We start from the raw sequence: 24,447 nt of genomic DNA on the forward strand, positions 1-24,447 counted from the left end.
GAAAAAGTCGGCAACGAATAGCGCCATACGAGCAAGAAATGGGAGAAAGAACGTGATCGAACGAAAAATTTCGCCATCCCGCGAGCTGCGCAAGCGCCTGGACCACCCCGTCATCGACACGGACGGGCACATGCTGGAGCTGTCGCCCGTGATCTTCGACTACTTCAAGCAGGTGGGCGGGCCGGAGATGACCGAGGAGGCCTTCACGGACCTGCGCCTGCGTGACGGGCTGAAGTGGTACGAAATGGACCGCACGGACCACCGGCGCCACAACCTCATACGGCCGGCCCACTGGGCGGCGCCGGCCGAGAACACGCTCGACCTGGCGACCGCCATGCTGCCGAAGCTGATGCACGAGCGGCTTCCCGAGATGGGTATTGACTATGCGGTCGTCTATCCAACCATCGGCTTCGCGCTGCCCGACATCAAGGACGCCGACGCCCGCCGGGCGGCCTGCCGGGCCCACAACCTGATGATGGCGGACATGTACCGGGGTTTCGAGGACCGCCTGACGCCGGCGGCGGTCATCCCCTGCCAGACGCCCGGGGAGGCCATCGAGGAGCTCGACTACGCCATCGGCGAACTGAATTTCAAGGTGCCGATGTTCATCAACCTCGTGCGCCGCCCGATCGACGCGGTCGAAGAGCAGGCCCCGGAAATGTCCCGCTACGCCTTCTGGATCGACACGCTGGCCTACGACAGCATCTACGATTACGACCCGCTATGGCAGCGCTGCATGGAGCTCAAAGTCCCGGTGACCGCGCATGCGGTCGGACAGGGGATGCACATGCGCCGCTCCATCAGCAATTACATGTACAACCAGATCGGGCACTTTGCCGACGCCGGTCACGCCTTCGCCAAGTCGCTGTTCTTCGGCGGCGTGACGCACCGCTTCCCGGATCTCAATTTCGCGTTCCTGGAATGCGGCGTGGCTTGGGGCGCCAGCCTCATCTGCGATCTCAAGGAGCGCTGGGAAAAACGCGGCGCCACGGGAATCCAGCAATTGAACCCGGAGAAGATCGACCGCGAACTCCTCGGATCGCTGTTCGAGCAGTACGGCGGCGAGGTCCTGTCCGGGCGCGCGCAGCAGGGCGCTTTCCTGAGAAAGGTATCGGAGCACGACGGCGAAGACGATTTCGCGGCCGCCCACGTCAACAGCGTCGAAGACCTGCTCCAACGGCTGGTGCCGAACTTCTACTACGGCTGCGAGGCGGACGACCGGATGAACGCAATCGCGTTCGACACCCGGCTCATTCCGGGCGGAAGCAAACTCAACGCGATGTTCTCGTCGGACTTCGGCCACTGGGACGTCACCGACATGGCCGGGATACTGAGCGAAGCGCACGAACTCGTCGAAGACGGCCTGATGAGCGACGACGATTTCGCCGACTTCGTGTTCCGCCATGCCGCGCGGCTGTTCACGGGCATGAACCCGGAGTTTTTCGTCGGTACGGCCGTGGAGAAAGACGTCGCCAGGATGTTGGCGAACGAAAGGCGAAATTCAACCGGAGTTCCCTGAAGCCTGGTGCATTGTCCAGTTCGGGTCGCGAACGCGTTTGCCGGGCGGCTGTTCAAAATACTCCCGCGGAAGATACACATCCTCTCCGCCTTCCCGGAAACTGCCAACAAGAACGACGCCCGTGCAATCTGGCTCCAACGGCGGCATCTGCTGCATCACCGGCTCCCAGTCTTCCCACGAGACCGGTTGTGCGTTCTCCATCCACTCGTTGCCTGAGAGAAATTCCTCCCACGTAGTGGGCATCGCGTCGGGCCCCGAAGCAAAGGAATCAAGCATTCGGGCAACCCGAAACCCAAGACTTCTGGTGTGATCGTCGGGTGCGTTCGCGAAGCGCACTGCGGATCTCAGGTCATAGTGAAAGTCGTCGTACGAGCCGCCGCGCAGGATGCGCTGGGAGCAGTCGCCGCTCAGCCAGGCACTGCCGTCCGAAGGGGCGTCTTCATAGTTCTGGTTCCAGCAGTCCTCGACCCACTCCCAGACATTGCCGTGCACGTCATGCAAGCCAAACGCATTGGGCGCGAACGATCCCACGGGGGCGGGCTGATAGAAGTCCCACTCGGTCGCACAGCCGCCGCAGCTGGCGTTTTCCTGGCCGATTTGGCTTCCCCATGTGAATTGCGTGGTCGACCCGGCCCGAGCCACATACTCCCATTCGGCCTCCGTCAACAGCCGGTAGGTCTGACCGGTCTGCGAAGACAACCAGGCGACATATTCCTTCGCGTCATGCCATGACACGTTCACGACTGGCTGCCGCCCGCGCCCCCAGCCCTCGTCGTCCACCTGGTTCGCGCCGCCGAAGCGGTCGTAGTCCTCAAATGTGATCTCGTATCTGGATACGGCGAACGGCCGCGAAATCGTCACCGTGTGCACCGGCAGCTCATCGTCGTAGCACTCCTCTCCCGATACGCAGCCCATCTCGAAACTGCCCGCGGGAATGACCACCATTTCGGGACCCCGATCACCGTCCCTCATTGCATCCGAGAATGCCGCTTCCGGCTCCTGAGCTGCTGCAGCATCCGCACCACTCATTGCCATAGCCAGGACGGCGCACAATACATAAACCCTGGTCATTCATGTCAGTCTAGCACTTCGCCGTCCGAGCCCTGCCTTGAACCTGGCCGTGGGCAGGTTCCCCTGCCCTTATGGTCTAATGTTGCTCCTTGCGATATCGCAGGCGATGGAGCGAAAAACCATGAGCCAGGCGCAATCTTCACGATCCAGCAAACTTCGCGCGCGCCTGGACCATCCCGTTATCGACACGGATGGGCACATGGTGGAACTGTTCCCTGTGATTTTCGATTACATCAAGCAGGTGGGCGGACCGGAAATGTCCGAGAAGATGTTCACCAGCCTGCGCCGCCAGAACAATCGCAGCTGGTACGAAATGGACTACGCCCAGCGCCGGCACCACAACCTCATCCGTCCCGCCTTCTGGGCCGCGCCCACCGAGAATTCGGTCGATCTGGCGACCGCGATGCTGCCGAAGCTCATGCACGAACGGTTGCCGGAAATGGGCATCGATTACGCAGTCGTCTACCCCACGATCGGCTTCCTTCTGCCCGAGATTCCGGACAACGACGTGCGCCGTGCCGCCTGCCGGGCCCACAACCTGATGATGGCCGACATCTACCGGGGCCTCGGGGACCGCATCACGCCCGCGGCCGTTATCCCCTGCCACACGCCTGAAGAGGCCATCGAGGAACTGGACTACGCGATCGGCGAACTGGATTTCAAGGTCCCGATGTTCATCAACCTCGTGAAGCGCCCGATCGGCGCCGTGCAGGACGTCGACCCGGAGCTCAGGCCCTACGCGTTCTGGGTGGATACGCTGGCCATCGACAGTATCTACGACTACGACCCGCTGTGGCAGCGCTGCATGGACCTCAAGGTGCCGGTGACCGCCCACGCGGTGGGCCAGGGCATGCACTTGCGCCGCTCCATCAGCAACTACATGTACAACCAGACCGGGCATTTCGCCGATGCCGGCCACGCCTTCGCCAAGGCGCTGTTCTTCGGCGGCGTGACCAACCGCTTCCCGGATCTCAATTTCGCGTTCCTGGAATGCGGCGTGGCCTGGGGCGCGAGCCTTGTCTGCGACCTGAAGGAGCGCTGGGAAAAACGTAGCGCCGAGGCCATCGAACAGTTCAACCCGGCCAAGATCGACCGGGCGCTCATGGAAACGCTGTTCGAGCAGTACGGCGGCGAAGTCCTGTCCGGGCGCCTGCCGAAGGGCGCGATCCTGCGGAACGTGGTCGAACGCGACGGCGTCGACGATTTCGCGGCAGCCAACGTCAACAGCATCGACGAACTGCTGGATCGGCTGGTCCCGAACTTCTACTATGGCTGCGAGGCGGACGACCGCATGAACGCGACCGCGTTCGACACGCGGGTCCTGCCGGGTGGACGCAAACTCAACGCAATGTTTTCGTCCGACTTCGGCCACTGGGACGTAACCGAGATGGCCGGTGTGCTGGTCGAAGCGCATGAACTGGTGGACGACGACCTGCTCAGCAGCGAGGACTTCGCCGATTTCGTGTTCCACAACCCGGCGCGCCTGTTCGCGAGCATGGACCCGGAGTTCTTCGCCGGCACGGCCGTGGAAGACGACGTCGCGAAAATGCTGGCGAACGGCGGACAGGCTGCCGCCGCATGAACCGACCGATGCCCGCCTTCCGTCGCGCGCTGGCCGCATCCGCGGCGCTGCTGCTGGTCAGCGTCGGGGCAGCGGATACGCTGCGCCGCGGAGCCGTGGCCGAACCGAACAGTCTCGATCCGCAAATCGTATCGGGCGCCTCGTCGACGATCATGCGCGATCTCTTCACCGGGCTCACCTCGTACGATTCGGCCGGCCGGCTGATCCCCGGCGCCGCCGAATCCTGGGAGATCAGCGAAGACGGCCTGACCTACCGTTTCAAACTGCGCGAGAATCTCAAGTGGTCCGACGGTTCGCCGATCGCCGCAAAGGACTTCGTTTATACGCTGCGCCGGCTTCTGACGCCCGGGAACCGCACGCGGTTCGGGTCCTTTTTCTATTCGATCCGTAACGCCAGGCGCATCATGAGCGGCGAACTCGATCCGACCGAACTCGGCGTTCGCGCCGAGGACGGGCGCACGTTTGTCATCGAGTTGCAACGGCCCGACCCGACCCTGCTGGAGAAGCTCAGCAACTATGCAGCGGCGGCGATGCCGCAGGCCGTCATCGAAGAGCACGGCCGCCGCTGGTCGCGCCCCGGCCGGCTGGTCACCACCGGACCGTACCGCCTGGCCGAATGGGTGCCGCAGTCGTACCTAAGGCTGGAGAAGAACCCGCACTTCTACGGTGCCGACGAAATCGAGATCGAGACCGTGCAGTATTTCCCGACCACCAACGCGGAGACAGCCATGCGCCGGTTCCTGGCGGGCGATCTTGAGTTTCTGCTTACGTTTCCTGCCGACCGGATGGAATGGATCGAGGAAAACCTGCCCGGCCAGCTCAAGATCTGGCCCGCGCTCGGCATCAGCTACATCACCTTCAACAATCGCAAGCCGCCGTTCGACGACGTGCGCGTGCGCCGGGCGCTGACGATCAGCGTCGACCGGGAGCAGATCGCCGAACGGATCATGGTGGTCGGCGTTCCGCCCGCCCACACGATGACGCCTTCGGTGGTCAGCAACTACGACAACCCGGTGCCGGATTACGCCCACCGGCCGATGCCCGAACGACTGGCCGAAGCGCGTGCCCTGCTCGAAGCCGCGGGCTACGGCCCGGACCGGCCGCTGACGTTCGAACTGCGCTACGAACCGCCGGAGGAAAACCGCCGCCTTGCGATCGCGCTGCAGGCGATCTGGCGCGAAATCGGCGTCAACGCGGAACTGTTGTTCACCGACTTCGGCACCCTTTATCGCTCGGTGGGAACGGGCGACTACACCGCCGCGCGGTTCACCTGGTTCTCCCCCACCGACAGCCCCGAAACGTTTCTCTTCATTCTCGAGTCCGGCGCCACGACCAACTATTCCGGTTACTCGAATCCCGAATATGACCGGCTGATCGCCGTGGCCGAGGCGCAACTCGACCCCGCCGCCCGCCTGGCGGCGTATCGCGAGGCCGAAGCGACCGCGCTGGCGGACTTTCCCGTGATGCCGCTGTACTTCATGGTGCACCGCAACCTGGTGGCGCCCGACATCCGCGGCTACACGCCCAACTCGCGCGGCATGGCCGCCACCCGCTTCCTCTACCGCGTAAAACAGTAGCGAAGAACGGCGAGCCCGCGAAGCTGGCTGCTATGCTCGCGCGATGCTCGCATTCACGCTGAGGCGGCTGGCCGTCGCAATCCCGACGCTGCTCGCGATAGCGACCGCGTCCTTCTTCCTGATGCGCGCGGCGCCCGGCGGCCCCTTCGACACGGAAGCGGACCTCGATCCCGAAGTGCTCGAAAACCTCTACCGCGCCTACGGGCTCGACCAGCCGCTGCTCGAGCAATACCGGATCTACCTCGCCAACGTGCTCCAGGGCGATTTCGGCCCCTCGCTGGTCTATGAGGACTTCAACGTGACCGAGCTCATCGCGATCGGGCTGCCGGTCAGCGCGAAGCTTGGCTTCATCGCGATGCTCGTCGCGCTGCTGCTGGGCGGAACCTGCGGGATCGTTGCCGCGCTGCGGCACAACCGGCTCTTCGATCACGCCACGATGACGATGGCGATGACCGGCATCGCCATTCCCTCTTTCGTCACGGCGCCGATACTCGCGCTGTTCTTCGGGCTCTATCTGAAACTGCTGCCGGTGGCCGGCTGGAACGGCGGCGCGGCCGCCAACATGGTGCTGCCGGTCATCGCGCTGGCTCTGCCGCAGCTCGCAATCATCGCGCGGCTGATGCGCGGCGGAATGCTCGAGGTTCTGCGCGCGAACTTCGTGCGCACGGCCCGCGCCAAGGGACTGCCGGAACGCCAGGTGGTGATCAACCACGTGCTGCAGTCGGCCGCGATCCCGCTGGTCGGCTACCTCGGCCCGGCGCTGGCCGGCATCATGACCGGTTCGCTGGTCATCGAGCTGATCTTCGACCTGCCGGGCGTCGGCCGCTACTTCATCCAGGGCGCGCTGAACCGCGACTACCCGCTGGTCATGGGGATCGTGATCGTCTACGGCACGCTGATCATCCTGCTGAACCTGATGTCGGACCTCGCCTACGCGGCGCTGGACCCGCGGGTGCGGAGGACCTACCGGTGAGAGCCGGCGGGCTGTTGCGGTCGCGGACCCTGCGCCGGGCGGCGAGCGGCGAGCTGTCCGGCTCGCTCTGGCGGCAGGCCGGGCGGCGTTTCCGGCGCAACCGCGCGGCGATGGTAAGCATCGGCGTGCTGCTGCTCATCGCGCTTACGTCGGTCGTGGTGCCGGCGTTCTGGCCGCACGCGGTCGAGGACGCGTCCTGGGAGAACATCCTCCTGCCGCCGAGCTTCGAAAACTGGCACTGGTTCGGCACCGACGCGAATGGCCGCGACCAGTTCGTGCGGGTGTTCTACGGCGGGCGCATATCGCTGACGATCGGCCTGATGACGACGCTGGTCGCGCTCGGCATCGGCGTCGGCTACGGCGCCATCGCCGGGTTCACGGGCGGGCGCACCGACGGCTTCATGATGCGCTTCGTCGACATCCTGTATTCGCTGCCGCTGTTGTTCTTCATCATCATTCTGGTGACCGTGTTCGGCCGCAACATTTTCCTGATCTTCGTCGCCATCGGCGCGGTCGAATGGCTGACCCTCTCCCGCATCGTGCGCGGCCAGACCTTGAGCGTAAAGGCCAAGGAATACGTCGAGTCGGCGGTCGCGATCGGGCTGTCGAACCCTGCGATCCTGCGCCGCTACATCATTCCGAACGTGGTCGGTCCGGTCGTCGTGTACGTGACGTTGCTGATTCCCACCAACATCCTGATCGAGAGCTACCTGAGCTTCATCGGGCTGGGCGTGCAGGAGCCGCTGACGAGCTGGGGCCTGCTGATCTCGCAGGCGGTCGGCCAGCTCGACACGGCGCCCTGGCTGATCCTGTTTCCGGCGACGCTGCTGGCGATCACGATGTTCTGCTTCAACTTCATCGGCGACGGGCTGCGCGACGCCCTCGACCCCTCGCACCGCTAGCGCCCGGTCGTGACACTGCTGCTGGAAATTCGCGACTTGAGCGTGCGCTTCGACGTCGGAGACGCCGAGTTGACCGCCGTGCGCGGGCTTTCCCTTGACGTGGCCGAAGGCGAATGCCTGGGAGTGGTCGGCGAATCGGGCGCCGGCAAGAGCCAGACCTTTCTCGCCGCGCTGGGGCTTCTGGCCGGGAACGCGCGCGCCGAGGGTTCGGTGCGCTACCGGGGCCGCGAAATCCTCAATGCGCCGCGGCGCGAACTCGACACGCTGCGCGGCAGGCGCCTCGCCATGGTGTTCCAGGACCCGCTGTCGGGACTCACGTCCACGCTGCGCATCGGCCGCCAGCTTGAAGAATCGGCGCGCCGGCATCTCGGCATGAACGCCCGCCAGGCGCGCCAAAAGGCCCTGGAAATGCTGGATACCGTGCGTTTGCCCGATCCGAAGCGCTGCCTCGACCTGTATCCGTTCGAATTGTCCGGCGGCATGCGCCAGCGCGTGATGATCGCTCTGGGAATGATTTGCCGGCCCGATCTTCTGATCGCCGACGAACCGACCACCGCGCTCGACGTGACGATCCAGGCGCAGATTCTCGGGCTGCTGGCCGAACTGCGGCGTGACGCCAATACCTCGGTCGTGTTGATCACGCACGACCTGGCCGTCGCCGCGGGACTTTGTGATCGCATCCTGATCATGTACAACGGCCGCGCGGTGGAATCCGGGACCACGCGCGAAGTGTTCGCTGCCCCGAAGCACCCGTACACGGCGGGTCTGCTCGCCTCGCTGCCCAGCCTCGCCACGGACGCCGCGACCGATCTGCCGGCGATTCCGGGGCAGCCGCCGGACGCGCTGTCGGCAATGCGCGGCTGCGCGTTCGCCGAGCGCTGCGAACACGTGATGGATCGCTGCTTGAACGAGCGTCCGCTGCTGGGCGACGCGCAAGAGCAGCATACGGCCGCCTGCCACCTCATTTCGCCATGACCGAACCGCTGCTCAGCGTCCGGTCGCTTTGCGTTGACTACGAGCAACGCCGCCCCAGCGTGTTCGGATCGCGCGCCAGCACGCTGCGCGCGGTCAATGACATCAGCTTCGAGCTTTGCGAAGGCGAAACGCTGGGAATCGTGGGGGAGACGGGCTGCGGCAAGACTTCGCTCGGGAAGGCGATTCTGCAACTGGTCCCGCCGGCGGCGGGACGCGTCCTCTGGCGCGGCGTGGACTTGGCGCACGCCGATCCGAAGACGCTCACAAAACTGCGCAGCGAACTGCAGATCGTGTTTCAGGACCCGCTGTCGGCCCTGAACCCGCGCATGCCGGTCGGAGAGATCGTCGCCGAGCCGCTGCGCGTGCATGCGGCGGACATGTCCGCCCGGGAACGCCAGGCTGCAGTAGCGGACATTTTTGTGCGGGTGGGCCTTCGGCCCGAAATGACCGGCCGCTATCCCAACGAGTTCAGCTCCGGCCAATGCCAGCGCATCAGCATCGCGCGCGCCATGATCACCAGGCCCAAGCTACTGATTTGCGACGAACCGGTCAGCGCGCTCGACGTGTCCATACAGGCGCAGATCTGCAACCTGCTTCGGCGGCTGCAGCGGGAAACCGGCATTGCGATCCTGTTCATCAGCCACGACCTGTCGGTGCTGCGCTACATGTCGCACCGCGTGATGGTGCTGTATCTCGGCCGGCTGATGGAAATCGCGCCGCGCGACGAGTTGTTCGAAAACCCCCGACACCCCTACAGCCGGGCGCTGATCGAAGCGATTCCCGTGGCCGATCCCGACCTCGGTCCGCTTGATGCGGCCGACGCCCTGCCGGGTGAAATCCCGTCGGCGCTGGAACCGCCGTCGGGTTGCGTTTTCCGCACCCGCTGCCCGATAGCCACACCCGAATGCGCGCGCACGCGGCCGCCCGGCGAGAGTGTCTCGGCCTCGCATCGCGTCGCCTGCCACCACTGGCGGGAAGCGCGTCCCCGGCCACGCCAGTAGCGGATAAGATGGCGCGGCATGAGCACTCTGGAGAAGCTCGCCCGGCAGATTTTCGACTCGCAGCCCTTCACCAGGCACCTGGGGGCCTCGCTGGAATCGGTCGGGCCCGACAGCGCCGAAATCGCCCTGGCGGTCACCGATGAGCTGACCCAGCAGCACGGGTTTGCCCACGGTGGAGTCCTCAGCTACCTGGCCGACAACGCCATGGCCTTCGCGGGCGGCCTTGCCCTCGGCGGCGATGTCCTGATGGCGGAATTCAAGATCAACTTCGTACGGCCCGCCATCGGCGACCGGCTCATCGCACGCGCGCGCACCACGGCCCTGAGCAAGCGCCAGGCCGTGTGCCAAGGCAAGGTCTTCGCGGTCTCGGGCGACGGCGCCGAAACGCTCTGTGCCATTGCTCAAGGGACGGTCGTGCCGGTATCAAACGAATAAAAATGAAGAAGTTTCCACTTTCGCTCAAAACCCTGGCGCTGACCGGCGGTGTTTTCCTTTTTCTTTCGGGATGCACAAACCATTTCCTCTGGCAAGTAACGAACTGGCTCGCTGACAAAAAAGAACAAAGCCTGACGGCATGGGAAGCCGAGATAGTGGACGGAATACCGTTGACGGAATCCCTGGGACCGCGAGTCGCCATGCTGATGAGCAACTTCGATTCCGTTTCCGTTGAGATCGAGGAATCGGAACTTTCCATTCACGGAGAAGGCAAGGGAACGGGAGGTATTGGATCGGCTGTGCCAATTACGGATGATGGCTACTTTCTGACTGCGGCCCACAACATTGACGGTGAGGAAAGTCTGCACCTGATTGTCGGACTCTCCGAGGATAACGGTCGTACCCGAGCTGCGGGGGTCCCGGCTCGCATGGTCTGGACGTCAATCGCCGGTTCGGCGGCGAACGAAGAACCGGAGTCCAGTGAACCGATGCCCGAATTGGATTTCGCCATTGTTCATGCCGACATGGAGTCACTGCCTTCTTTCGCGCCTTTCGATCTGGCCGGCACTGTTCCTCAAGAGGAAGATCCGGTCATCGGCGCCGGCTGGCCGATCGTGCACTTGAAAAGTTTCAGGAATGGCGCACGCTTGTCAGCAGGCAGGATTCTGTCTATCCAATGGCAGGAAGCTCGCGGGACCTTACCTGAATTCCTGGTCCTGAAGCACGATGTTCCGTTTGTGATTGGCGACAGCGGAGGTCCGCTTGTGGATCGCAATGGCGATCTTGTCGGAATTAACGCCGAATTCAGATTTACTTATGACCGACCGAAAAAACTCTCGATTCTTGTCGGTTATCGACCAGCCAAGCTCGAATATCTCGAGTATTTTGCTGTTGCGACCATGCCCGACCCTGAGTGGCTTTGGGACGTGATTGACAAAGACCGGCAGGAAAGAAACGGAGCATCTCAGGCCTTTGGACCGCGGGGGGATGGCTAGACGGGTTGCCATTATTGGCGGGGGAGTCTCGGGACTGGGAGCCGCGTGGGCGCTCAGCCGGCATCCCGACCGGTTCGATTTCCGGCTCTACGAAGCGCAGGACCGGCTGGGCGGCAACGCCATTACCGCCGACATGCCGCAGGACGGCGGCGGCTCGATTCCATTCGACATCTCGGTGACCGCGCTGATCCCCTCTGTTTACCAGCACATCCTGCTGGTCATGCAGCAACACGACATCGAGTTGATCGACACCCGGTTCAGCTACAGCGTGAAGTATCGCGGCGGCGTCTATGCGCACGACTTCGACTCCGACATCCGCCGGGAACTGCAGCCGGAAATCCGGAAATTCCAGAACCTCCTGAAGCGTCTGCACTGGTTCGGCCGGGTCAACAACACCCGGTCCAGGCTGCTCAATCTCCTGAACCCGTTCAACTACGTCAGCATGGGAACGGTGCTCAACTGGGGCCGGTATTCGGGCGACTTCCGCTACAAGATCCTCAAGCCCATGTTCGTCAATTTCCTGATGGCGACGAACGTGTTCGATATGCCCGCGTCATTGTTCTCCCGCTACCTGCAGTTCTTCGACATCGAAGCCGCGACGCCGATGAAGACCTGGGACCAGGGCACGCGGCGCATCTACGAAGCGCTGTCTGGCGATTTCCGGGACAGGATCTACCTCGAGCGGCCGGTCCGGAAGGTGTACCGGCGCCCGTCCCATGTCCTGGTCGAGGATGAAAACGGCAACGCAGAGAAGTTCGACGACGTGGTCTTCGCCTGCAACGCGAACCAGACGCTGATGATGCTGCATGACCCGACCTACCTGGAGAGCTCGATCCTCTCCTCGATACGCTACGAGAGCGAACTGCACAACCACACCATCGTGCACTCGGACGCCTCGGTTCTTCCGGACAGCGACGTGGAGGCGCTCGATACGAGGAGCAACCACATCGAGCAGTACGGCACGCGCCCTGACAACTATGAGATCACCTACATCATGCACAACCAGCAACCGTGGGCGAAAAGGTCGGACAAGCCCTGCCTGGTGACCTACAACGCGATCAGCCCGATCGACGAAAGCAAAATCATCAAGAAGTGGTGGTTCCAGCACGTCGTCCACGACGTGCGCCACATCGCCATCCTGATTCAGTTGTTCCGCTTCATCCAGGGCAAGCGGCGAAGCTGGCACTGCGGCGCCCACACGCTGATCAACAGCCAGGAAACCTGCTTCGTGACCGGCCTCATCGCGGCCAGGCAACTCGGCGCCGACTACCCGTTCGAAGACCCCGAAGCGAAGAAGTGGTTCAACTTCTACGGGCGCATGCTGTACGGCTGGCGGTTCAGGAAAGCCTGAAAAAGGCCTAGAAGGACGCCCTCACGCGCACGCCGAATTCCCGCCTCTGGTAGCCCGCCGTGAATGCCTTGCGGCTGCCGCCGGGACCGCTGGTCGTTCCGTTGGTGTTGGGCAGGACCTTGTTGTCGGTGAGATTGGTGCCGAAAACCTCGAGGGTGCTGTTGTCGGTCAGATCGAATCCCACGCGGGCATTGATCTTGAACATTGACTTCGTCCGGTTGAATTCCGAGTAGTCCGCCCACTTCGCGCTTTCGTAGAAGAAATCGGTACGGAAGAAGAATTCACGTCCGATGAATTCGGCAAGAACGGTCGGGCTCAGTGATGCCGTCCATTTCGGCGTGTTGCGCGCCTCGTTGCCATCGTTGACGACGGACAAGGCGCCCGATCCGAGCACTACAAACTCGTTCGACCCGCGCGAAGAGAACGACTCCATGATCGCGTCCACGTAAGTGAGCGTGCCGCGAATGCTGAACCAGTCCGTCAGATTGCCCTGCGCTTCCAGGTCGATGCCCGTGTACGTGGAATTGCCCGGACCCCGGAAGGATGTCGTCCCGCCCGTGGGAAGCAGAATCACCGACGCGAAGGGCTGGTGTTTCCAGTCGATGTAAAAGAAGGCGGCTGTAAAGCCCCAATTGTCCGTCTGCTGTTTCCAGCCGAACTCATATTGCGTGTTTTCCTGGGGCGGCGTGTACAGACCCAGCACTTCCAACTGATCGTCAGGAATGATTTCCGGCGCAACGCTGTTGACCAATCCGGCCTGCGTGGCAACGCCAAGCAGGGAACTGTAGGAATAGCTGAAGTAGGCGGTGGCCCCTTCAAACGCCTGGTAGCTGAAAATCACCCTGGGAATGAAATCGGTGTATTCGTTCCGTTCATTGCACACGGTCGTAAATGAACAGGGGGCATTGGAGTTATTGCCCAGCAGGACCGCTATCGCTTCTTCATCGGTGTAACGGGCTTCCACCGACACTGTGAGATCCTCGGTGATGTCGTAGTCCACCGATGCGAACAGCGCCGTGGTCCCATTGTCCTGGAAGTCCACCCTTGCACCGACAGGCGAGTTCGGATCCAGCTGCGACTGCGTCGCGAGCCAACCGGCCCGATAGCGCTGGTCATAATCGCTGACGCCAACAAGATACCGGAGCCTTTGGTCCTGCGGCGAGGCGATCCGGGCCTCGTAATAGTTTTCCTTCGTGGCAATCTGAGTCCCAAGAGCAAAGGACGTGCCGGGGATTGATGGAATGCCATACCAGAAGTCCACGTTGTTAATGGTTCCCGTGTCCGCGAGCGAAGCCTGGAACGACAGTGTGTGATCGGAAACGTCATATTCGCCGCTCAATTGAACGCGGTAGGTCCTGTTAAATCCACCCAACTCGTCCGGCGGATCCTTCAGGATGTCGAAATCCCTGAGCAGAGGGTGAATTGCGTCAAGAACACGACCGCCAAATCTCTGGCCGAAAGGGAAGTTGCCCTCAGGTGTCCGTGTTATCCCGAACACAAGGTGCTCGCCGTCGGGGTACTTGCCGCACCATAAGTGGGACCCGCCGAAGTCGGTGGCGATAGTTCGGGTAAAGGGAGTCCGTGCGCCCGTGGCAGGATTCAGATACTCGCCCGTGTAGACGATTCCGCATTCGCTGGCCGCAGTCCCGTGAAACCTTGAATCGACGCCACCGTTAACGCCGCCATCCTCGGCGTCCACGTAGTATCCGGTGAGTTTCAGGCGGAAGTCTTCGGTGACGTCAATGGTCAGCGTGCCGTTGAAGGTGAGATCCTGCTGAACGCCGAAAGGCGAGCCGTCCTGAAAATTGAAATCGCCGGCATTCTGCTCGTAACCGGCGTACAGGCGCAGACCCACCGTATCCGAGATCGGACCGCCTATGCCGACGCCAACGATGTACTCTTCGTTCTGAGACGGCGAGTACTGCAGCGTCAGGTCCGTTTCCCACTCGTCCCCGGGAAGCCGGGGAATATAGTTGACCGCGCCCGAAAACGTGTTGCGCCCGAAGTACGCGGTTTGCGGTCCCTTGATGACTTCGACGCGCTCCACGTCCGTGATGGGCAGGAAGCCGCCGCCGGCCGCGATGTACGACCCGTCCCAGAACAGGGCGCCCACCTGGGTCGAGGGCGTAATAATCTGCTGGTTCATTCCGCGGAAGCGGATCTGTGGGTTCACGCGCCCGGCTGTCGCCGTGACACCGTGATAGTCCAGACCCGGAACAAGCTTCGACAGCTCATGGAAATCGCCGATGCCGGCCGAGTCCAGTTGGTCCTGCGAAAATGCCGACACCGAGATCGGAATTTCGTAGATGTTCTCTTCGCGCTTCCGGGCGGTGACGACAATTTCCTCCAGCGAGAGATCCTGCGACAAAGCACTCTGCGCAACCGGCAACGCCATCAGGCCCATAATTGAGAACGCAAGCAGATTTCGTGACTTCATAGGTGTCCCCTCCCAGAGATCAAGAGAAACAAGCCAGGCCAACCCCGCCTGACAAGCTCAACGCATAATACACGGCGCTCAGGCCTTTGTCAGAAAGCCCGCCACCGCGTCGGCCCATTCCTCCGGCATCTGATCGACGATGTCGATGCCGCCGCCTTCAAGCTCCACATATTCGAAGTCGGGACGCATCTCAGCGGCCAGCTTCGCATTTTCGTAAATCTGGTCGCCCGTGTTGGTCAGGATCATCGTGGGGACCATGACGTTCATGAGCCCCGCATTGTGGTCGTAGATGAACGCCGCGTGGTGGCCCGTCCAGAACGGCGCGTAACCCTGGAAGCGCTCCACCGTATAGCGCGTGATGAGCTTCGGGTCGGGCGTTCCTCCGCCGTCCACGTACATGCGGTAGCGCCCGGCGAAGGCGTCCTGCATATGGCTGCCGTCGGCCTGGTGGACAAAGTTGATCTCGCCTGCCTCGACGAACTTGAGGAAGTTGCTTCGTTCTTCCTCGCCCATAGGCAAAGGCCCGTTGATGATGAGTTTGTTCACTCTCTCCGGGAACAGGACGGCCGTTTCCGTCGCCACCATGCCCCCGGTGTGGTGGCCGAGCACGTCGGCCTTTTCTATGCCCAGCAGGTCGAGCACGGCGGGCACCGCCTCGGCCCAGTCACTGACCGTGGGCACGAAGGGCGTGGGGTCCGATTCCCCGAACCCGGGAGAATCGACGCCGATGGCCCGGATCCCGCGGCGCGCCAGGGGTTCGTAGACGTTCTCGAACTGGCGCGAAGTCTGAGGCGCCTGCGGACACAGAATCAGGGGCCTTCCTTCGCCCGTGTCTCGGAAGTGGACCTGCCCGAACGGTCCGTCCGCGTAGCCGCGCCTGGGCACATAGGGCACGTCCATGGGACCGGACCTCACCGCCCAGGGGTTGCCTTCCGCCCGCGTTTCGGCGGCGCCGGCGCGAGCCGCGGACATCACCGCAATCGCGGCTCCGGTGTACTTCAATGTGTCTCTGCGCGTGGCTGTCATAACGTGTTCCTCCAGTGGGAAACGGATCATATCAGCCGCCCCGTCTCGCGCATCGATCAAGCAAGTCTAGACTTGATGGTCATAATGTGAACGTCATACTAGTCATCATGAAGACGGCGTCGATCTCAGACCTGAAGGCGAACCTGTCGCGTTATATCCGCGAAGTCAGCCGCGGTGGCGAAGTTCAGGTTCTTTACAGAGGCAAGCCAGTTGCCCGATTGATGCCGCCGGCGGCTACCGCCGACGGGTTGCGTCGGACGCTCATCCGATCCGGGCTGTTGCGGCCGGGCAAAGGAAAATCGGCCGCCATACTGGACGAGCCTCCTATTCAATTGCCCACCAGTTTGTCGGACACGCTCACCGAAGATCGGATCGAACGACTATGAGATATTTGGACTCGTCCGCTCTGGTTCCGCTCGTCGTAGCTGAAGAGTCCAGCGCCGCAGCATAGGCCTGCTGAGGAATTACCAGGAGAATGTTCATCGAACCCGGACAGGAAGGCGGGGATCAGTGCAGCGCGATTCGTTACCGACAGTTGCGGGCGTCGGTGGTGGCGCGATGAGATTTCCGATCATTCCGATTGATGCGACGGCTTCAACCGTCCTGGCGCTGCTGGCGGCCCTGCCACTGGCGATCAGCGTATTCGTAGTAGTAAGCGGAGGAGGTCCTGCGCGCTACTTCGCGTCGCAATCCTGGATCAGCTTGACTCTCTCGGTTGGCCTGCCTGTGTTGATTACATTGCTCCTAGTCTATTTTCTTTACGGCGGTTACCGGTCCAGCGTGACGATTACCGGGGACGCGCTCGAATTCAGCGTTCCGGTCTACGGCCGTTCGATTCCGCTGGACACGATCGAACCCTCGGGCGCCCACGTCGTGAACATGAGAACGGACCGCGAAGTGCGGCTTGGTGTGCGAACCAACGGGCTCGGTTCGCTGGGTTATTCGCTCGGGTGGTTCAGACTGGTCGGCGGCGGCAAGGCGCTGGTCGCGTTGACTGATCGCTCATCGGTGGCCAGCCTGCCGCTCAACGACGGCACGACGTTGCTAGTCAGCCTTGAGGAACCGGCAGTGTTCATTCAGGCACTGCAAGCGGCCAGGGCGAATTGACCGGTTCAATCACGATAGGGCCAGGTGACTGGCGGCACGGCCTGATGGCTCAAATAGTGGCGGAGTCGTAAAATACGCGTAATCCGGCCAGGAAAATCCGTGCACGCAAAATAATGCTGACTTTTCCCGAAAAACTCGCCAGGTCCTTTCGCGGGAGCCATGCTCAATTGTGCGTAGGGCTGGACCCTGATCTGCACAAGATTCCGAACGATCTCCGCAGCGCGAAACGGCCCATTTTCGAATTCAACAAACGTATCGTCGATTCGGCAAAGAACCATTGCAATATTTTCAAGCCCCAGGCTGCCTTTTATCACGCGGTTGGCGCGGAAGACGAGTTGGCCGACACGATCCGGTACATCAGGGAAGAAGTGCCGGATGCGCTTGTGATCCTGGATGCGAAACGAGGAGATGTCGGACACACGTCGAAGATGTACGCGCTGGAGGCCTTTGACCGCTATGGCGCGGATGCGGTAACCGTGAGTCCGTTTCTTGGGCTGGATTGCATAGAGCCCTTCATTGAACGCGACGATCGAGGAGCCATTATCTTGTGCAAGACGTCAAATCCCGGTTCGGGTTTCTTGCAGGACATGCATATCGATGGAAGCATGTTGTTCGAAAAAGTGGCCGCTGAAGCAGAAGAGTTGTGGCAGGACAAACAGAACGTGATGCTCGTGGTCGGCGCCACTTTCCCGAAGGAAATGTCTCTTACCCGCAAGGCGGCGCCCTCCGTACCTTTCCTCGTGCCGGGCATCGGGTCTCAGAATGGCTCCCTGGCTTCGAGCATCAGGAACGGCAGGTCGTCCGTCAGTCCTAACAGTCTGATCATCAGCGCGTCGCGCTCCATCATCTACTCCGGCGGAGGGACTCCGCACGGTATCGAGGAAGCGGCTCGCCGGCTTTCGGGCGAAATTGCGCAACACGAAGCGGGGTGAACAGGACACCACACAGCATCGCGGGAGCGTGCCACTGTGGGAACCTGTCGTTTGAACTCACGACGCGAACGGCGCTCGATGACATTGTTGCGCGTTCCTGCGAGTGCAGTTTCTGCCAGAAACACGGCGCGACGTACTGGGCCGATCCCGAAGGCTCGACCACCATTCGTATCGCGGACGAGCGTTATCTGCAGAAGTATCGCTTCGGGCTGCAGGCGACAGATTTCTATATTTGCCGCGTGTGCGGAACCTGCCTGGGCGCGGTACTCTCAGACGAGGACGGCGCCTGGTCGGTGGTCAATCTGCGACTGACGGAACTCAATGTGCAGCATGCGCAGCCGGTAAGTTTTGAAGGCGAAGACCTCTCCCGACAGGTAGCCAGACGCAAGCGCTCGTGGACGCCAACCACCTGCTGACATCCAACCCTTTCCAGCAATACCGAGAAGATGTCCGACTTCGAAGTGACGTGAGGGGCCAAGCCCACGCCGCGTGAACGCAGGCACAGCAGAAATCTATCGTTCCTTGATTCTCTCGTGTCGCTTGATGACTTCGTCCATGATGAACCTCAGAAATTTGCCCATGAATTCCTGATCTACGCCGGCGTCTTTAGCCAGTTGCTCCATGCGCCGAAATTGCACCTGTTCTCGATCGACCGAAGCAGCCGGGAGCCCCTTTTCTTTCTTGTACTCTCCTACCTTCTCCGTAATCTTGAACCTCTCGGCCATCAAGTAAATCAGCGAAGCATCAATGTTGTCGATACTGGCGCGGTACTCCGCCAGCGCAACGTGATCGCGCTCGGCATCGGGCCGAGTTGAAGGCTTCTTGTTCATCACACAATCAAACGAATTCAGGAATCCGGTATCTGAAAGTCACCACCAGCAGGTGCGCCCGCGACTATATCCGGTTCGTGGTGTACCGGGAAATTTACGGAGCGAGCGATGTAACACATCTCGTTGGCCTTCGTGTGCAAACGCATCGCTTCGTCCGCGTCGCTATTGGCTGAAATGGTGACGCGTGGCCTTAGCGTCACTTTATTGAACTCACCGGAGCCATCACGACACGTCAGCATTAGCCCATCGGCCGAGTCCTCATACGCCTCAACAACGAGGCCGCTGGCTGCGCAAAGATGCAAGTACCAAAGCATGTGACAGGCTGACAGCGCGGCGACGAGCATTTCTTCCGGATTGTGACGCTTTGCGTCCCCTAAGTTCAGCGGATCGGCCGAACCGCGTATTGTTTCCTTACCATCGCAGGCTATTTCGTAGTCCCGTGCGTAGGCGTCGTACGCGACGGTTCCCGCACCTTTGTTTCCCTGCCAGGTAACAGTCGTTGTGTAAGTGTGTTCTCGTTTCATGGCTTTAACAGACGGATAGCCAGGCGATCACTCGCCGCCCTCGGGGCCGTAGAAAATGACCCAGGTTGCCAGGTCGTCACCGAAATCAAGAAACCGATGCTCCACCCCGGCGGGCACGAAGAGGAAGTCGCCCGCGTTAAACGGGACCACCTCTTCTCCCATCTGGAACCGTCCCGATCCACGGATCACCACGTAGCATTCGTCCCGGCTGTGGGGTTGCTGCGGATCCGTGCCCTCGGGAACGTAGAACTCAACCTGGAGCTGGCCCCTTTCCAACCCGACATGAAATCTGTTTCCTGCCGCATCGGGAATGCGTCGGGCCATTTCGTCCGGCGTCAACCGGACTGCGTCGCCTGAATTCGCCATTGCTACCCCCTACTTACTCAAGCGCTTACGGAGGCGTTCATACACGTTTCCCCTTCGTGCGGCCGTGAGCACGAGGACAAGCAGTTCATCGTCCTCGATCGTGTAGCAGACACGCCAGTCGCCTACGCGGATTCTCCAGATCGAGGTTGCGCTCCGCAGTTTCCTGGCGCCGGCCGGGCGCGGTTCATCCGCCAAGGCCTCTATCGCACGAACCAGTCGTCGAAGCGTTGCACGGTTAGAGACGCGGGCAAGGTCTTTCTCCGCCGCCCGTGAGAAGACGATGCGGTAAGTCAAAGGCCGAGGCTCGCCTTCAGGTCCTCAAGGCTGACTCCACCTTCGTCGCGATAATCCGCAAGGGCTTCAAGGGCGTCGAGCAAGTCGAGCTGCTCCTCAAGCGCCCTCAACGCTTCAAGATCGGAAGGAGGCACCAAAGCGGCAACTGTCTTGCCATGCTTCTGTATCGCTATGCGTTCGCCGGCAAATTGCACGCGTCCCGTGATTTCCGCGAACTTCTCGCGAATCTCGGTGATGGGAAACTGTTCAGACATGGGATTTCCTTTATTAGTACAATTTTTCTTAATTGTGCAAATTATAACAAATGGAAATACCGCGATAGTTCGACTTCACCGCCCGGGGGCCTATGGATCAGTTAGGGTTAGTCGTGAGCCAGGTCGCAGGAGGGGCGGTGGAGCAGGCGGAATCATCCTCGATTTATCAGTTGGCCGCCGATGCGGTTCTATTGCTGCATGTGCTGTTCGTCGCGTTCGTTATCGGTGGTCTCGCGCTCATCCTCGCCGGCAAGGCGCGTCGCTGGTCGTGGGTCCGAAATCCGTGGTTTCGACTGGCGCACCTCCTCGCCATAGGGGTGGTGGTGGTTCAGTCATGGTTCGGGGCGATCTGCCCTCTCACGACCATTGAAATGACGCTCCGCTCCCGCGCCGGCGATTCGACCTATCCGGGATCGTTCGTGGCGCACTGGCTGGAAACGCTGCTTTACTACCGGGCGCCGGCATGGGTGTTTGCGGTCTGCTATACGCTCTTCGGAGCCGCCGTCGTCGGAAGCTGGCTCTGGGTGCGTCCGCGCCGTTTCACGCGTATCAGGTAAAAAGGGCGCCTCAAGAGATGCCGCATGTCCGTGAGAGGAAGCCGTTGGGTTGTTGTCCTTGCGGCGCCTGCCCCGTCACGAACGCCGGATGCGCAGCGTGCGGCCGAAGCCCTTGGGCGGTTCAGCGTCACCGGCAAACGGCGCCAGCTTCTCGATAACGTCATCCGGGAACGGCGCGGACTTCCTGGCCGTCAGGTCAACGTTCATGCACAGGCACTCGTTGGTCGCAACGAGCTTGTCCTTGCCCGTATCGATCATTCGATGAAAGTAATGGATGCGCTTGGCGTCGTAGTCCACGAGCGTCGTCTCGACGCGGATCGCATCGCCTTCGAACAGCTCGCCCAGGTAGTCGACGTTGATGCCCAGCGTGAACACCGAGCATCCGCTGACGTCCGGGTAGTCCATGCCGATGCCCCAGTGCTCATACGCGGCGTCCGTCGCTTCGTCGAAGGCGAGCACGAAGAAGGCGACGTTCATGTGGCCGTTGTGGTCGATCCACTCCGGCTTGATGCTCGTTTCGTAGAGGAGAACCTTTCCCTCGCTCATCCGTCAGTACCGCCCGAGGCTGGATTCCGATTCTTCATTGTTCGATATCGTCCAGCTCCAGCTTCATGATCGACGTCCAGGGTTCCTCCATGGCGGGCAGCCATCTTTGCAGCAATGGCGAAGTGGCCTGCTCGGCTGTTGCCCCCTGCGTGAGCATCATGTATCGATTGATGAAGGCGGACACTCGTCCGCTCACAACGCAATGAACAAAGACTTTTTCGCCTTCAAAGGCGTCCATCACGTTGAAGAATTTCCGGACGTGCGTTGACGTGGGCGCATCCGAGGGAACGGGGATATGAATGTAGGACATGCCCAGGGAAGCGGTGACGCTGCCCTCTTCCGGTATCGCGTTGTCCGAGTCATGCATTGCCAGGTTCACGACAACGGAGTAGCCCGCATCCGCGACCTGAGCCAACTGGCTGACGGTCGGCTGCCCGCCAATCGCGATGTTATCCGTCATCTCATGGAAGTTCAGTATGTCCCGGACTGTCGTTGATTCGTCTTCATTCACCAACGGTTCCGGCGCAAGGGCCTCGCTGTCCGTCGGCTGTTCCTGAGTGTCGTCGGCATGAGCCATGCCGACGAGAAGAAGCCCGGCTAGAAAGATGGATCTCATTTTCATTACCTCCGGAGTGAATGTTATTGCTATTCATTGGTTGTCTTTCGGTCGCCTGGCGAAAGGCGGCGTGATCAGCGGCGGTAGGAAGGTTCTTCCCGATCCAGGATGGCCTGCAGCTCGCGAAAGTGATCCTCGCCCAAATCCGGATAGTCGCGCCATTGCCGTGCTGTCTTCGCCGCCACTTCGTCGGAAACGATGCGCAACTCACGTCCGGTCTGCAGGGCCGTGATGTAGGTCGAACAGGCGCGCTCGAAGTAGTAGAGGTCGTCGAACGCCCGGGCGACCGTCTCGCCGATCACCATTAACCCATGGTTGCGCATCAGAAGAATCGGCTTGTCGCCCAACAGCCGGGCGACGCGTTCGGCCTCGCCATCGAGGCTCATGCCGTCGAAGCCGTCGTCGATGCACACGCTTCCCCGGAAACGCATCGAGTTGATGTCGATGGGCGGCAGAGTGGGATCCGCGAGACTGCCCAGCACCGACGCGTATTTCGAGTGAACGTGAAGCACGCAACGCGCATGCGGCACGTGCCGGTGGATGTTGCCATGCAACGCCCAGGCCGTGGGATCCGGGGCATCCGGCCCCGTCATTACGGAATCATCTTCGGCATCGAGCAGCAGCAGTTCGCTTGCCCTGATACGGGAGAAATGGCGCCCCCTGGGGTTCATCAGGAACCGGGTGCCCGCCCTGTTGACGGCGAGACTGAAGTGGTTGGCAACCGCCTCGTGCATGTCCAGGCGGGCCGCCCAGCGTAACACGCAGGCCAGCGCGATCCGCTCCTCTTCGAAGTCCATGTCGGGCCGGTTGAGCACGGCGGGCTCAGCAGGGCTCATGACCTCTTTCCTCTCTTCAAATGCACGTGTCGCTAACTCAAACATGGCACTATGAACCGCGTGCGTCAACTCAAGCGAATATTGACTCCCGACGAAATCAATGGGCGCGTTCAGGAACTGGGAACCTCCATCAGCGATTACTACGATGCGACGCCGGATCTCCTCGTTATCGGGCTCCTGAAGGGTTCCTTCATTTTCCTGGCCGACCTGGTCCGTCAAATCCGGACACCGCACGAGATTGCCTTCCTGGGCATCGAGAGCTACGGGGACTCGATGCAACCCGGCGAGCGAATCGAGATGACCTACAACCCCGGAATCCGGATAAGCGGACGATCCGTACTGCTGGTCGATGACATTATCGATACCGGCAGCACGATGAATTACGTCGTTCCGTTTCTCCAGGATCAGGGAGTTGGCGAGATTCAGGTTTGCGTCCTGCTTCACAAGCGCAAGGCCGAAGATCTCCAGTGCGACGTGCGCTGGGTCGGCTTCGACGCGCCGCAAGAGTTCCTCGTGGGTTACGGCCTCGGCCTGGGCGAGCAATACCGCCATCTTCCCCATATAGCGGCCGTAGTTGACCATGCCTGAACCCGCGTATAGTTGATCCATGAATACCGGCAGGATTGTGTTGCTGCTGGCGGTCTTCGCGATCGTCTGGCCGGGCGCAGGCGGTTTGGTCGCGCACGCGGCGCTGCTGCAGAACGCCGAAGCGCAGGCCTCCGAGACACGCATAACGCCCGCACCGCCGTTCGCCGAGACGTACGGAAAGCCCGGCGGCCGCGCCGCTCTGGAGGCGGCGAAGGCGTTGCTGGCGGAGCTGAGTACCGAGCAGGCGGACGCGATCGTGTTGCCCGTCGACAGTCCTTTGCGCGGCAACTGGTCGAACCTGCCCTCCGGAGTCACGCGCTTTGAGCGGAACGGGCTGCGGCTCGGCGACCTGACGCCCGTCCAGCTCGAACGGGCGTTCGACTTTCTCGCCTCGGCGCTGGGCCCGCACGGTTACGAAACGGCCACCCGGATAGTCGGCGCCGACGCCGTTCTGAAGGCCTTCCCCAGGGCAGCGCGCGCCGGATGGTCGGACGACAACTACTGGCTTGCGTTCTTCGGCCAGCCGACAGGCACCGGTCACTGGGGCTGGCAGTTCGGCGGGCATCACCTGGGGATCAACGGCAGCTTCGCGGACGGACGCGCGACCGGGCTGTCGCCCACCTTCGTGGGCGTCGAACCTGCCGAATTCCAGTACGCCGGCGCGCTGGCGACACTCTTTGCAGACGAACTCGCGGCCGGTCACGCCGTCATGCAAGCCCTGCCCGAACCGCTTCGGAGGGAGGCGTCAATCACCCCGCGGCCGCGCAGCGTGGAGGCCGGGGCGGGACAGGATGGTTTCATTCCCGAGGTGCTGGGCAGCGCCGTCGCGGGTTGGCCCGAAAAGGCCCGCGCGCTGCTGCTGGAGACCATCGGCCACTGGGTGCTGCTGCAGCCGCGCGAAAACGCGGATGCGCGCATGGCGGCGCTGGAGGCGGGGCTCGACGACCTGCACTTCGCATGGAACGGCCCCCACGAAGCCGGCGACGGCGGGCACGTCTATTACCGCATCCAGGGCCCCACGCTGATCATCGAGTTCTCGGTCGAAGACGGCATCGCCGTGGACGGGCCGCACTTCCATACGATCTATCGCGACCCCACCAACGAATACGGCGCCGGCACAACCCCCTAACGCCGTAAGCGCGGCTCGCCGGCT

The 24,447-nt window shown here is 61.8% G+C and carries 28 protein-coding genes; 17 read left to right on the forward strand and 11 right to left on the reverse strand.

Features of this window, described 5'->3' with window-relative positions; all coding sequences use genetic code 11:
* Window positions 1-52: 52 nt before the first annotated feature.
* Entirely contained in the window at window positions 53-1,519 is a 1,467-nt protein-coding gene (locus tag F4Y72_03130) for an amidohydrolase family protein (protein ID MXZ27280.1), read from the forward strand.
* Here the strand turns inward: F4Y72_03130 and F4Y72_03135 are convergent.
* Window positions 1,502-2,590 (reverse strand): formylglycine-generating enzyme family protein, encoded by a 1,089-nt coding sequence (locus F4Y72_03135; GenBank protein ID MXZ27281.1) that lies wholly within the window; start codon window positions 2,588-2,590, stop codon window positions 1,502-1,504. The genes F4Y72_03130 and F4Y72_03135 overlap by 18 nt on opposite strands.
* A 79-nt stretch (window positions 2,591-2,669) precedes the next feature.
* Between F4Y72_03135 and F4Y72_03140 the strand changes: the two genes are divergently transcribed.
* The 9 genes from F4Y72_03140 to F4Y72_03180 are packed head-to-tail and all read left to right on the forward strand — an operon-like array spanning window position 2,670 to window position 12,381.
* On the forward strand, window positions 2,670-4,172 hold the full coding sequence (locus F4Y72_03140) for an amidohydrolase family protein (GenBank protein ID MXZ27282.1): 1,503 nt from the start codon (window positions 2,670-2,672) through the stop codon (window positions 4,170-4,172).
* Window positions 4,169-5,749: a peptide ABC transporter substrate-binding protein gene (locus tag F4Y72_03145; protein MXZ27283.1), complete on the forward strand. Its 1,581-nt coding sequence runs from the start codon at window positions 4,169-4,171 to the stop codon at window positions 5,747-5,749. Before F4Y72_03140 ends, F4Y72_03145 begins: the two co-directional genes overlap by 4 nt.
* Window positions 5,750-5,792: 43 nt before the next feature.
* Window positions 5,793-6,722 carry an ABC transporter permease subunit gene (locus tag F4Y72_03150; protein ID MXZ27284.1) on the forward strand — a complete coding sequence of 310 codons (930 nt, stop codon included), beginning with the start codon at window positions 5,793-5,795 and terminating at the stop codon, window positions 6,720-6,722.
* A gap of 53 nt (window positions 6,723-6,775) precedes the next feature.
* Window positions 6,776-7,624, forward strand: a complete 849-nt coding sequence (locus F4Y72_03155) for an ABC transporter permease subunit (protein ID MXZ27285.1) — start codon at window positions 6,776-6,778, stop codon at window positions 7,622-7,624.
* Between the two features lie 9 nt (window positions 7,625-7,633).
* Window positions 7,634-8,599 (forward strand): ABC transporter ATP-binding protein, encoded by a 966-nt coding sequence (locus F4Y72_03160; protein ID MXZ27286.1) that lies wholly within the window; start codon window positions 7,634-7,636, stop codon window positions 8,597-8,599.
* A complete protein-coding gene (locus F4Y72_03165; GenBank protein ID MXZ27287.1) occupies window positions 8,596-9,600 on the forward strand; it encodes an ATP-binding cassette domain-containing protein in 1,005 nt (334 codons plus the stop codon). Before F4Y72_03160 ends, F4Y72_03165 begins: the two co-directional genes overlap by 4 nt.
* A gap of 18 nt (window positions 9,601-9,618) precedes the next feature.
* Window positions 9,619-10,035 (forward strand): PaaI family thioesterase, encoded by a 417-nt coding sequence (locus F4Y72_03170; GenBank protein MXZ27288.1) that lies wholly within the window; start codon window positions 9,619-9,621, stop codon window positions 10,033-10,035.
* A 2-nt stretch (window positions 10,036-10,037) separates the two neighbouring features.
* Window positions 10,038-11,030, forward strand: a complete 993-nt coding sequence (locus tag F4Y72_03175; GenBank protein MXZ27289.1) for a trypsin-like peptidase domain-containing protein — start codon at window positions 10,038-10,040, stop codon at window positions 11,028-11,030.
* The gene (locus tag F4Y72_03180) at window positions 11,023-12,381 is read left to right on the forward strand and encodes an NAD(P)-binding protein (GenBank protein MXZ27290.1); all 1,359 of its coding nucleotides are present in this window, start codon (window positions 11,023-11,025) and stop codon (window positions 12,379-12,381) included. The genes F4Y72_03175 and F4Y72_03180 overlap by 8 nt, the downstream gene beginning before the upstream one ends.
* Before the next feature lie 7 nt (window positions 12,382-12,388).
* On the opposite strand, the gene F4Y72_03185 is transcribed toward F4Y72_03180, so the two are convergent.
* On the reverse strand, window positions 12,389-14,818 hold the full coding sequence (locus F4Y72_03185) for a TonB-dependent receptor plug domain-containing protein (protein ID MXZ27291.1): 2,430 nt from the start codon (window positions 14,816-14,818) through the stop codon (window positions 12,389-12,391).
* A gap of 78 nt (window positions 14,819-14,896) precedes the next feature.
* Window positions 14,897-15,718: an alpha/beta hydrolase gene (locus F4Y72_03190; GenBank protein ID MXZ27292.1), complete on the reverse strand. Its 822-nt coding sequence runs from the start codon at window positions 15,716-15,718 to the stop codon at window positions 14,897-14,899.
* A 233-nt stretch (window positions 15,719-15,951) separates the two neighbouring features.
* Here F4Y72_03190 and F4Y72_03195 point away from each other — a divergent pair, with 233 nt between their 5' ends.
* From F4Y72_03195 to F4Y72_03210, 4 genes are all read left to right on the forward strand, one after another.
* Window positions 15,952-16,230: a type II toxin-antitoxin system Phd/YefM family antitoxin gene (locus F4Y72_03195; protein MXZ27293.1), complete on the forward strand. Its 279-nt coding sequence runs from the start codon at window positions 15,952-15,954 to the stop codon at window positions 16,228-16,230.
* Window positions 16,231-16,402: 172 nt separating this feature from the next.
* A complete protein-coding gene (locus F4Y72_03200; GenBank protein MXZ27294.1) occupies window positions 16,403-16,951 on the forward strand; it encodes a hypothetical protein in 549 nt (182 codons plus the stop codon).
* A gap of 113 nt (window positions 16,952-17,064) precedes the next feature.
* Window positions 17,065-17,883 carry an orotidine-5'-phosphate decarboxylase gene (gene pyrF / locus F4Y72_03205; protein ID MXZ27295.1) on the forward strand — a complete coding sequence of 273 codons (819 nt, stop codon included), beginning with the start codon at window positions 17,065-17,067 and terminating at the stop codon, window positions 17,881-17,883.
* Window positions 17,880-18,299 (forward strand): hypothetical protein, encoded by a 420-nt coding sequence (locus F4Y72_03210; protein ID MXZ27296.1) that lies wholly within the window; start codon window positions 17,880-17,882, stop codon window positions 18,297-18,299. The genes pyrF and F4Y72_03210 overlap by 4 nt, the downstream gene beginning before the upstream one ends.
* 96 nt (window positions 18,300-18,395) lie before the next feature.
* Here F4Y72_03210 and F4Y72_03215 read toward each other — a convergent pair whose 3' ends face one another.
* The 5 genes from F4Y72_03215 to F4Y72_03235 are packed head-to-tail and all read right to left on the reverse strand — an operon-like array spanning window position 18,396 to window position 20,151.
* Window positions 18,396-18,713: a chorismate mutase gene (locus tag F4Y72_03215; protein MXZ27297.1), complete on the reverse strand. Its 318-nt coding sequence runs from the start codon at window positions 18,711-18,713 to the stop codon at window positions 18,396-18,398.
* 17 nt (window positions 18,714-18,730) lie between these two features.
* The gene (locus F4Y72_03220) at window positions 18,731-19,237 is read right to left on the reverse strand and encodes an OsmC family peroxiredoxin (protein MXZ27298.1); all 507 of its coding nucleotides are present in this window, start codon (window positions 19,235-19,237) and stop codon (window positions 18,731-18,733) included.
* 27 nt (window positions 19,238-19,264) lie between these two features.
* Window positions 19,265-19,561 (reverse strand): cupin domain-containing protein, encoded by a 297-nt coding sequence (locus tag F4Y72_03225; GenBank protein MXZ27299.1) that lies wholly within the window; start codon window positions 19,559-19,561, stop codon window positions 19,265-19,267.
* 51 nt (window positions 19,562-19,612) lie between these two features.
* Window positions 19,613-19,897: a type II toxin-antitoxin system RelE/ParE family toxin gene (locus F4Y72_03230; protein ID MXZ27300.1), complete on the reverse strand. Its 285-nt coding sequence runs from the start codon at window positions 19,895-19,897 to the stop codon at window positions 19,613-19,615.
* Entirely contained in the window at window positions 19,894-20,151 is a 258-nt protein-coding gene (locus F4Y72_03235) for a type II toxin-antitoxin system Phd/YefM family antitoxin (protein ID MXZ27301.1), read from the reverse strand. The genes F4Y72_03230 and F4Y72_03235 overlap by 4 nt, the downstream gene beginning before the upstream one ends.
* Window positions 20,152-20,243: 92 nt before the next feature.
* Between F4Y72_03235 and F4Y72_03240 the strand changes: the two genes are divergently transcribed.
* Window positions 20,244-20,708 (forward strand): DUF2784 domain-containing protein, encoded by a 465-nt coding sequence (locus tag F4Y72_03240; protein MXZ27302.1) that lies wholly within the window; start codon window positions 20,244-20,246, stop codon window positions 20,706-20,708.
* Window positions 20,709-20,783: 75 nt separating this feature from the next.
* Here the strand turns inward: F4Y72_03240 and F4Y72_03245 are convergent, their stop codons facing one another.
* The 3 genes from F4Y72_03245 to F4Y72_03255 all read right to left on the reverse strand — a co-directional run bounded on the left by F4Y72_03245 (window position 20,784) and on the right by F4Y72_03255 (window position 22,667).
* Window positions 20,784-21,254, reverse strand: a complete 471-nt coding sequence (locus tag F4Y72_03245) for a thioesterase (protein MXZ27303.1) — start codon at window positions 21,252-21,254, stop codon at window positions 20,784-20,786.
* 34 nt (window positions 21,255-21,288) lie between these two features.
* Complete coding sequence (locus tag F4Y72_03250) at window positions 21,289-21,876, reverse strand: phosphatase (GenBank protein ID MXZ27304.1); 588 nt, start codon at window positions 21,874-21,876, stop codon at window positions 21,289-21,291.
* A 68-nt stretch (window positions 21,877-21,944) separates the two neighbouring features.
* On the reverse strand, window positions 21,945-22,667 hold the full coding sequence (locus F4Y72_03255; protein ID MXZ27305.1) for a hypothetical protein: 723 nt from the start codon (window positions 22,665-22,667) through the stop codon (window positions 21,945-21,947).
* Between the two features lie 90 nt (window positions 22,668-22,757).
* Here F4Y72_03255 and hpt point away from each other — a divergent pair, with 90 nt between their 5' ends.
* Together hpt and F4Y72_03265 are read left to right on the forward strand one after the other, a co-directional pair.
* The gene (gene hpt / locus F4Y72_03260; GenBank protein ID MXZ27306.1) at window positions 22,758-23,294 is read left to right on the forward strand and encodes a hypoxanthine phosphoribosyltransferase; all 537 of its coding nucleotides are present in this window, start codon (window positions 22,758-22,760) and stop codon (window positions 23,292-23,294) included.
* A 19-nt stretch (window positions 23,295-23,313) separates the two neighbouring features.
* The gene (locus tag F4Y72_03265) at window positions 23,314-24,423 is read left to right on the forward strand and encodes a DUF3500 domain-containing protein (protein MXZ27307.1); all 1,110 of its coding nucleotides are present in this window, start codon (window positions 23,314-23,316) and stop codon (window positions 24,421-24,423) included.
* The last annotated feature ends 24 nt before the right edge of the window (window positions 24,424-24,447 follow it).

The organism is Gammaproteobacteria bacterium (assembly GCA_009838035.1).
In the GTDB taxonomy this organism is placed as follows: Bacteria; Pseudomonadota; Gammaproteobacteria; order Steroidobacterales; family Foliamicaceae; genus Foliamicus.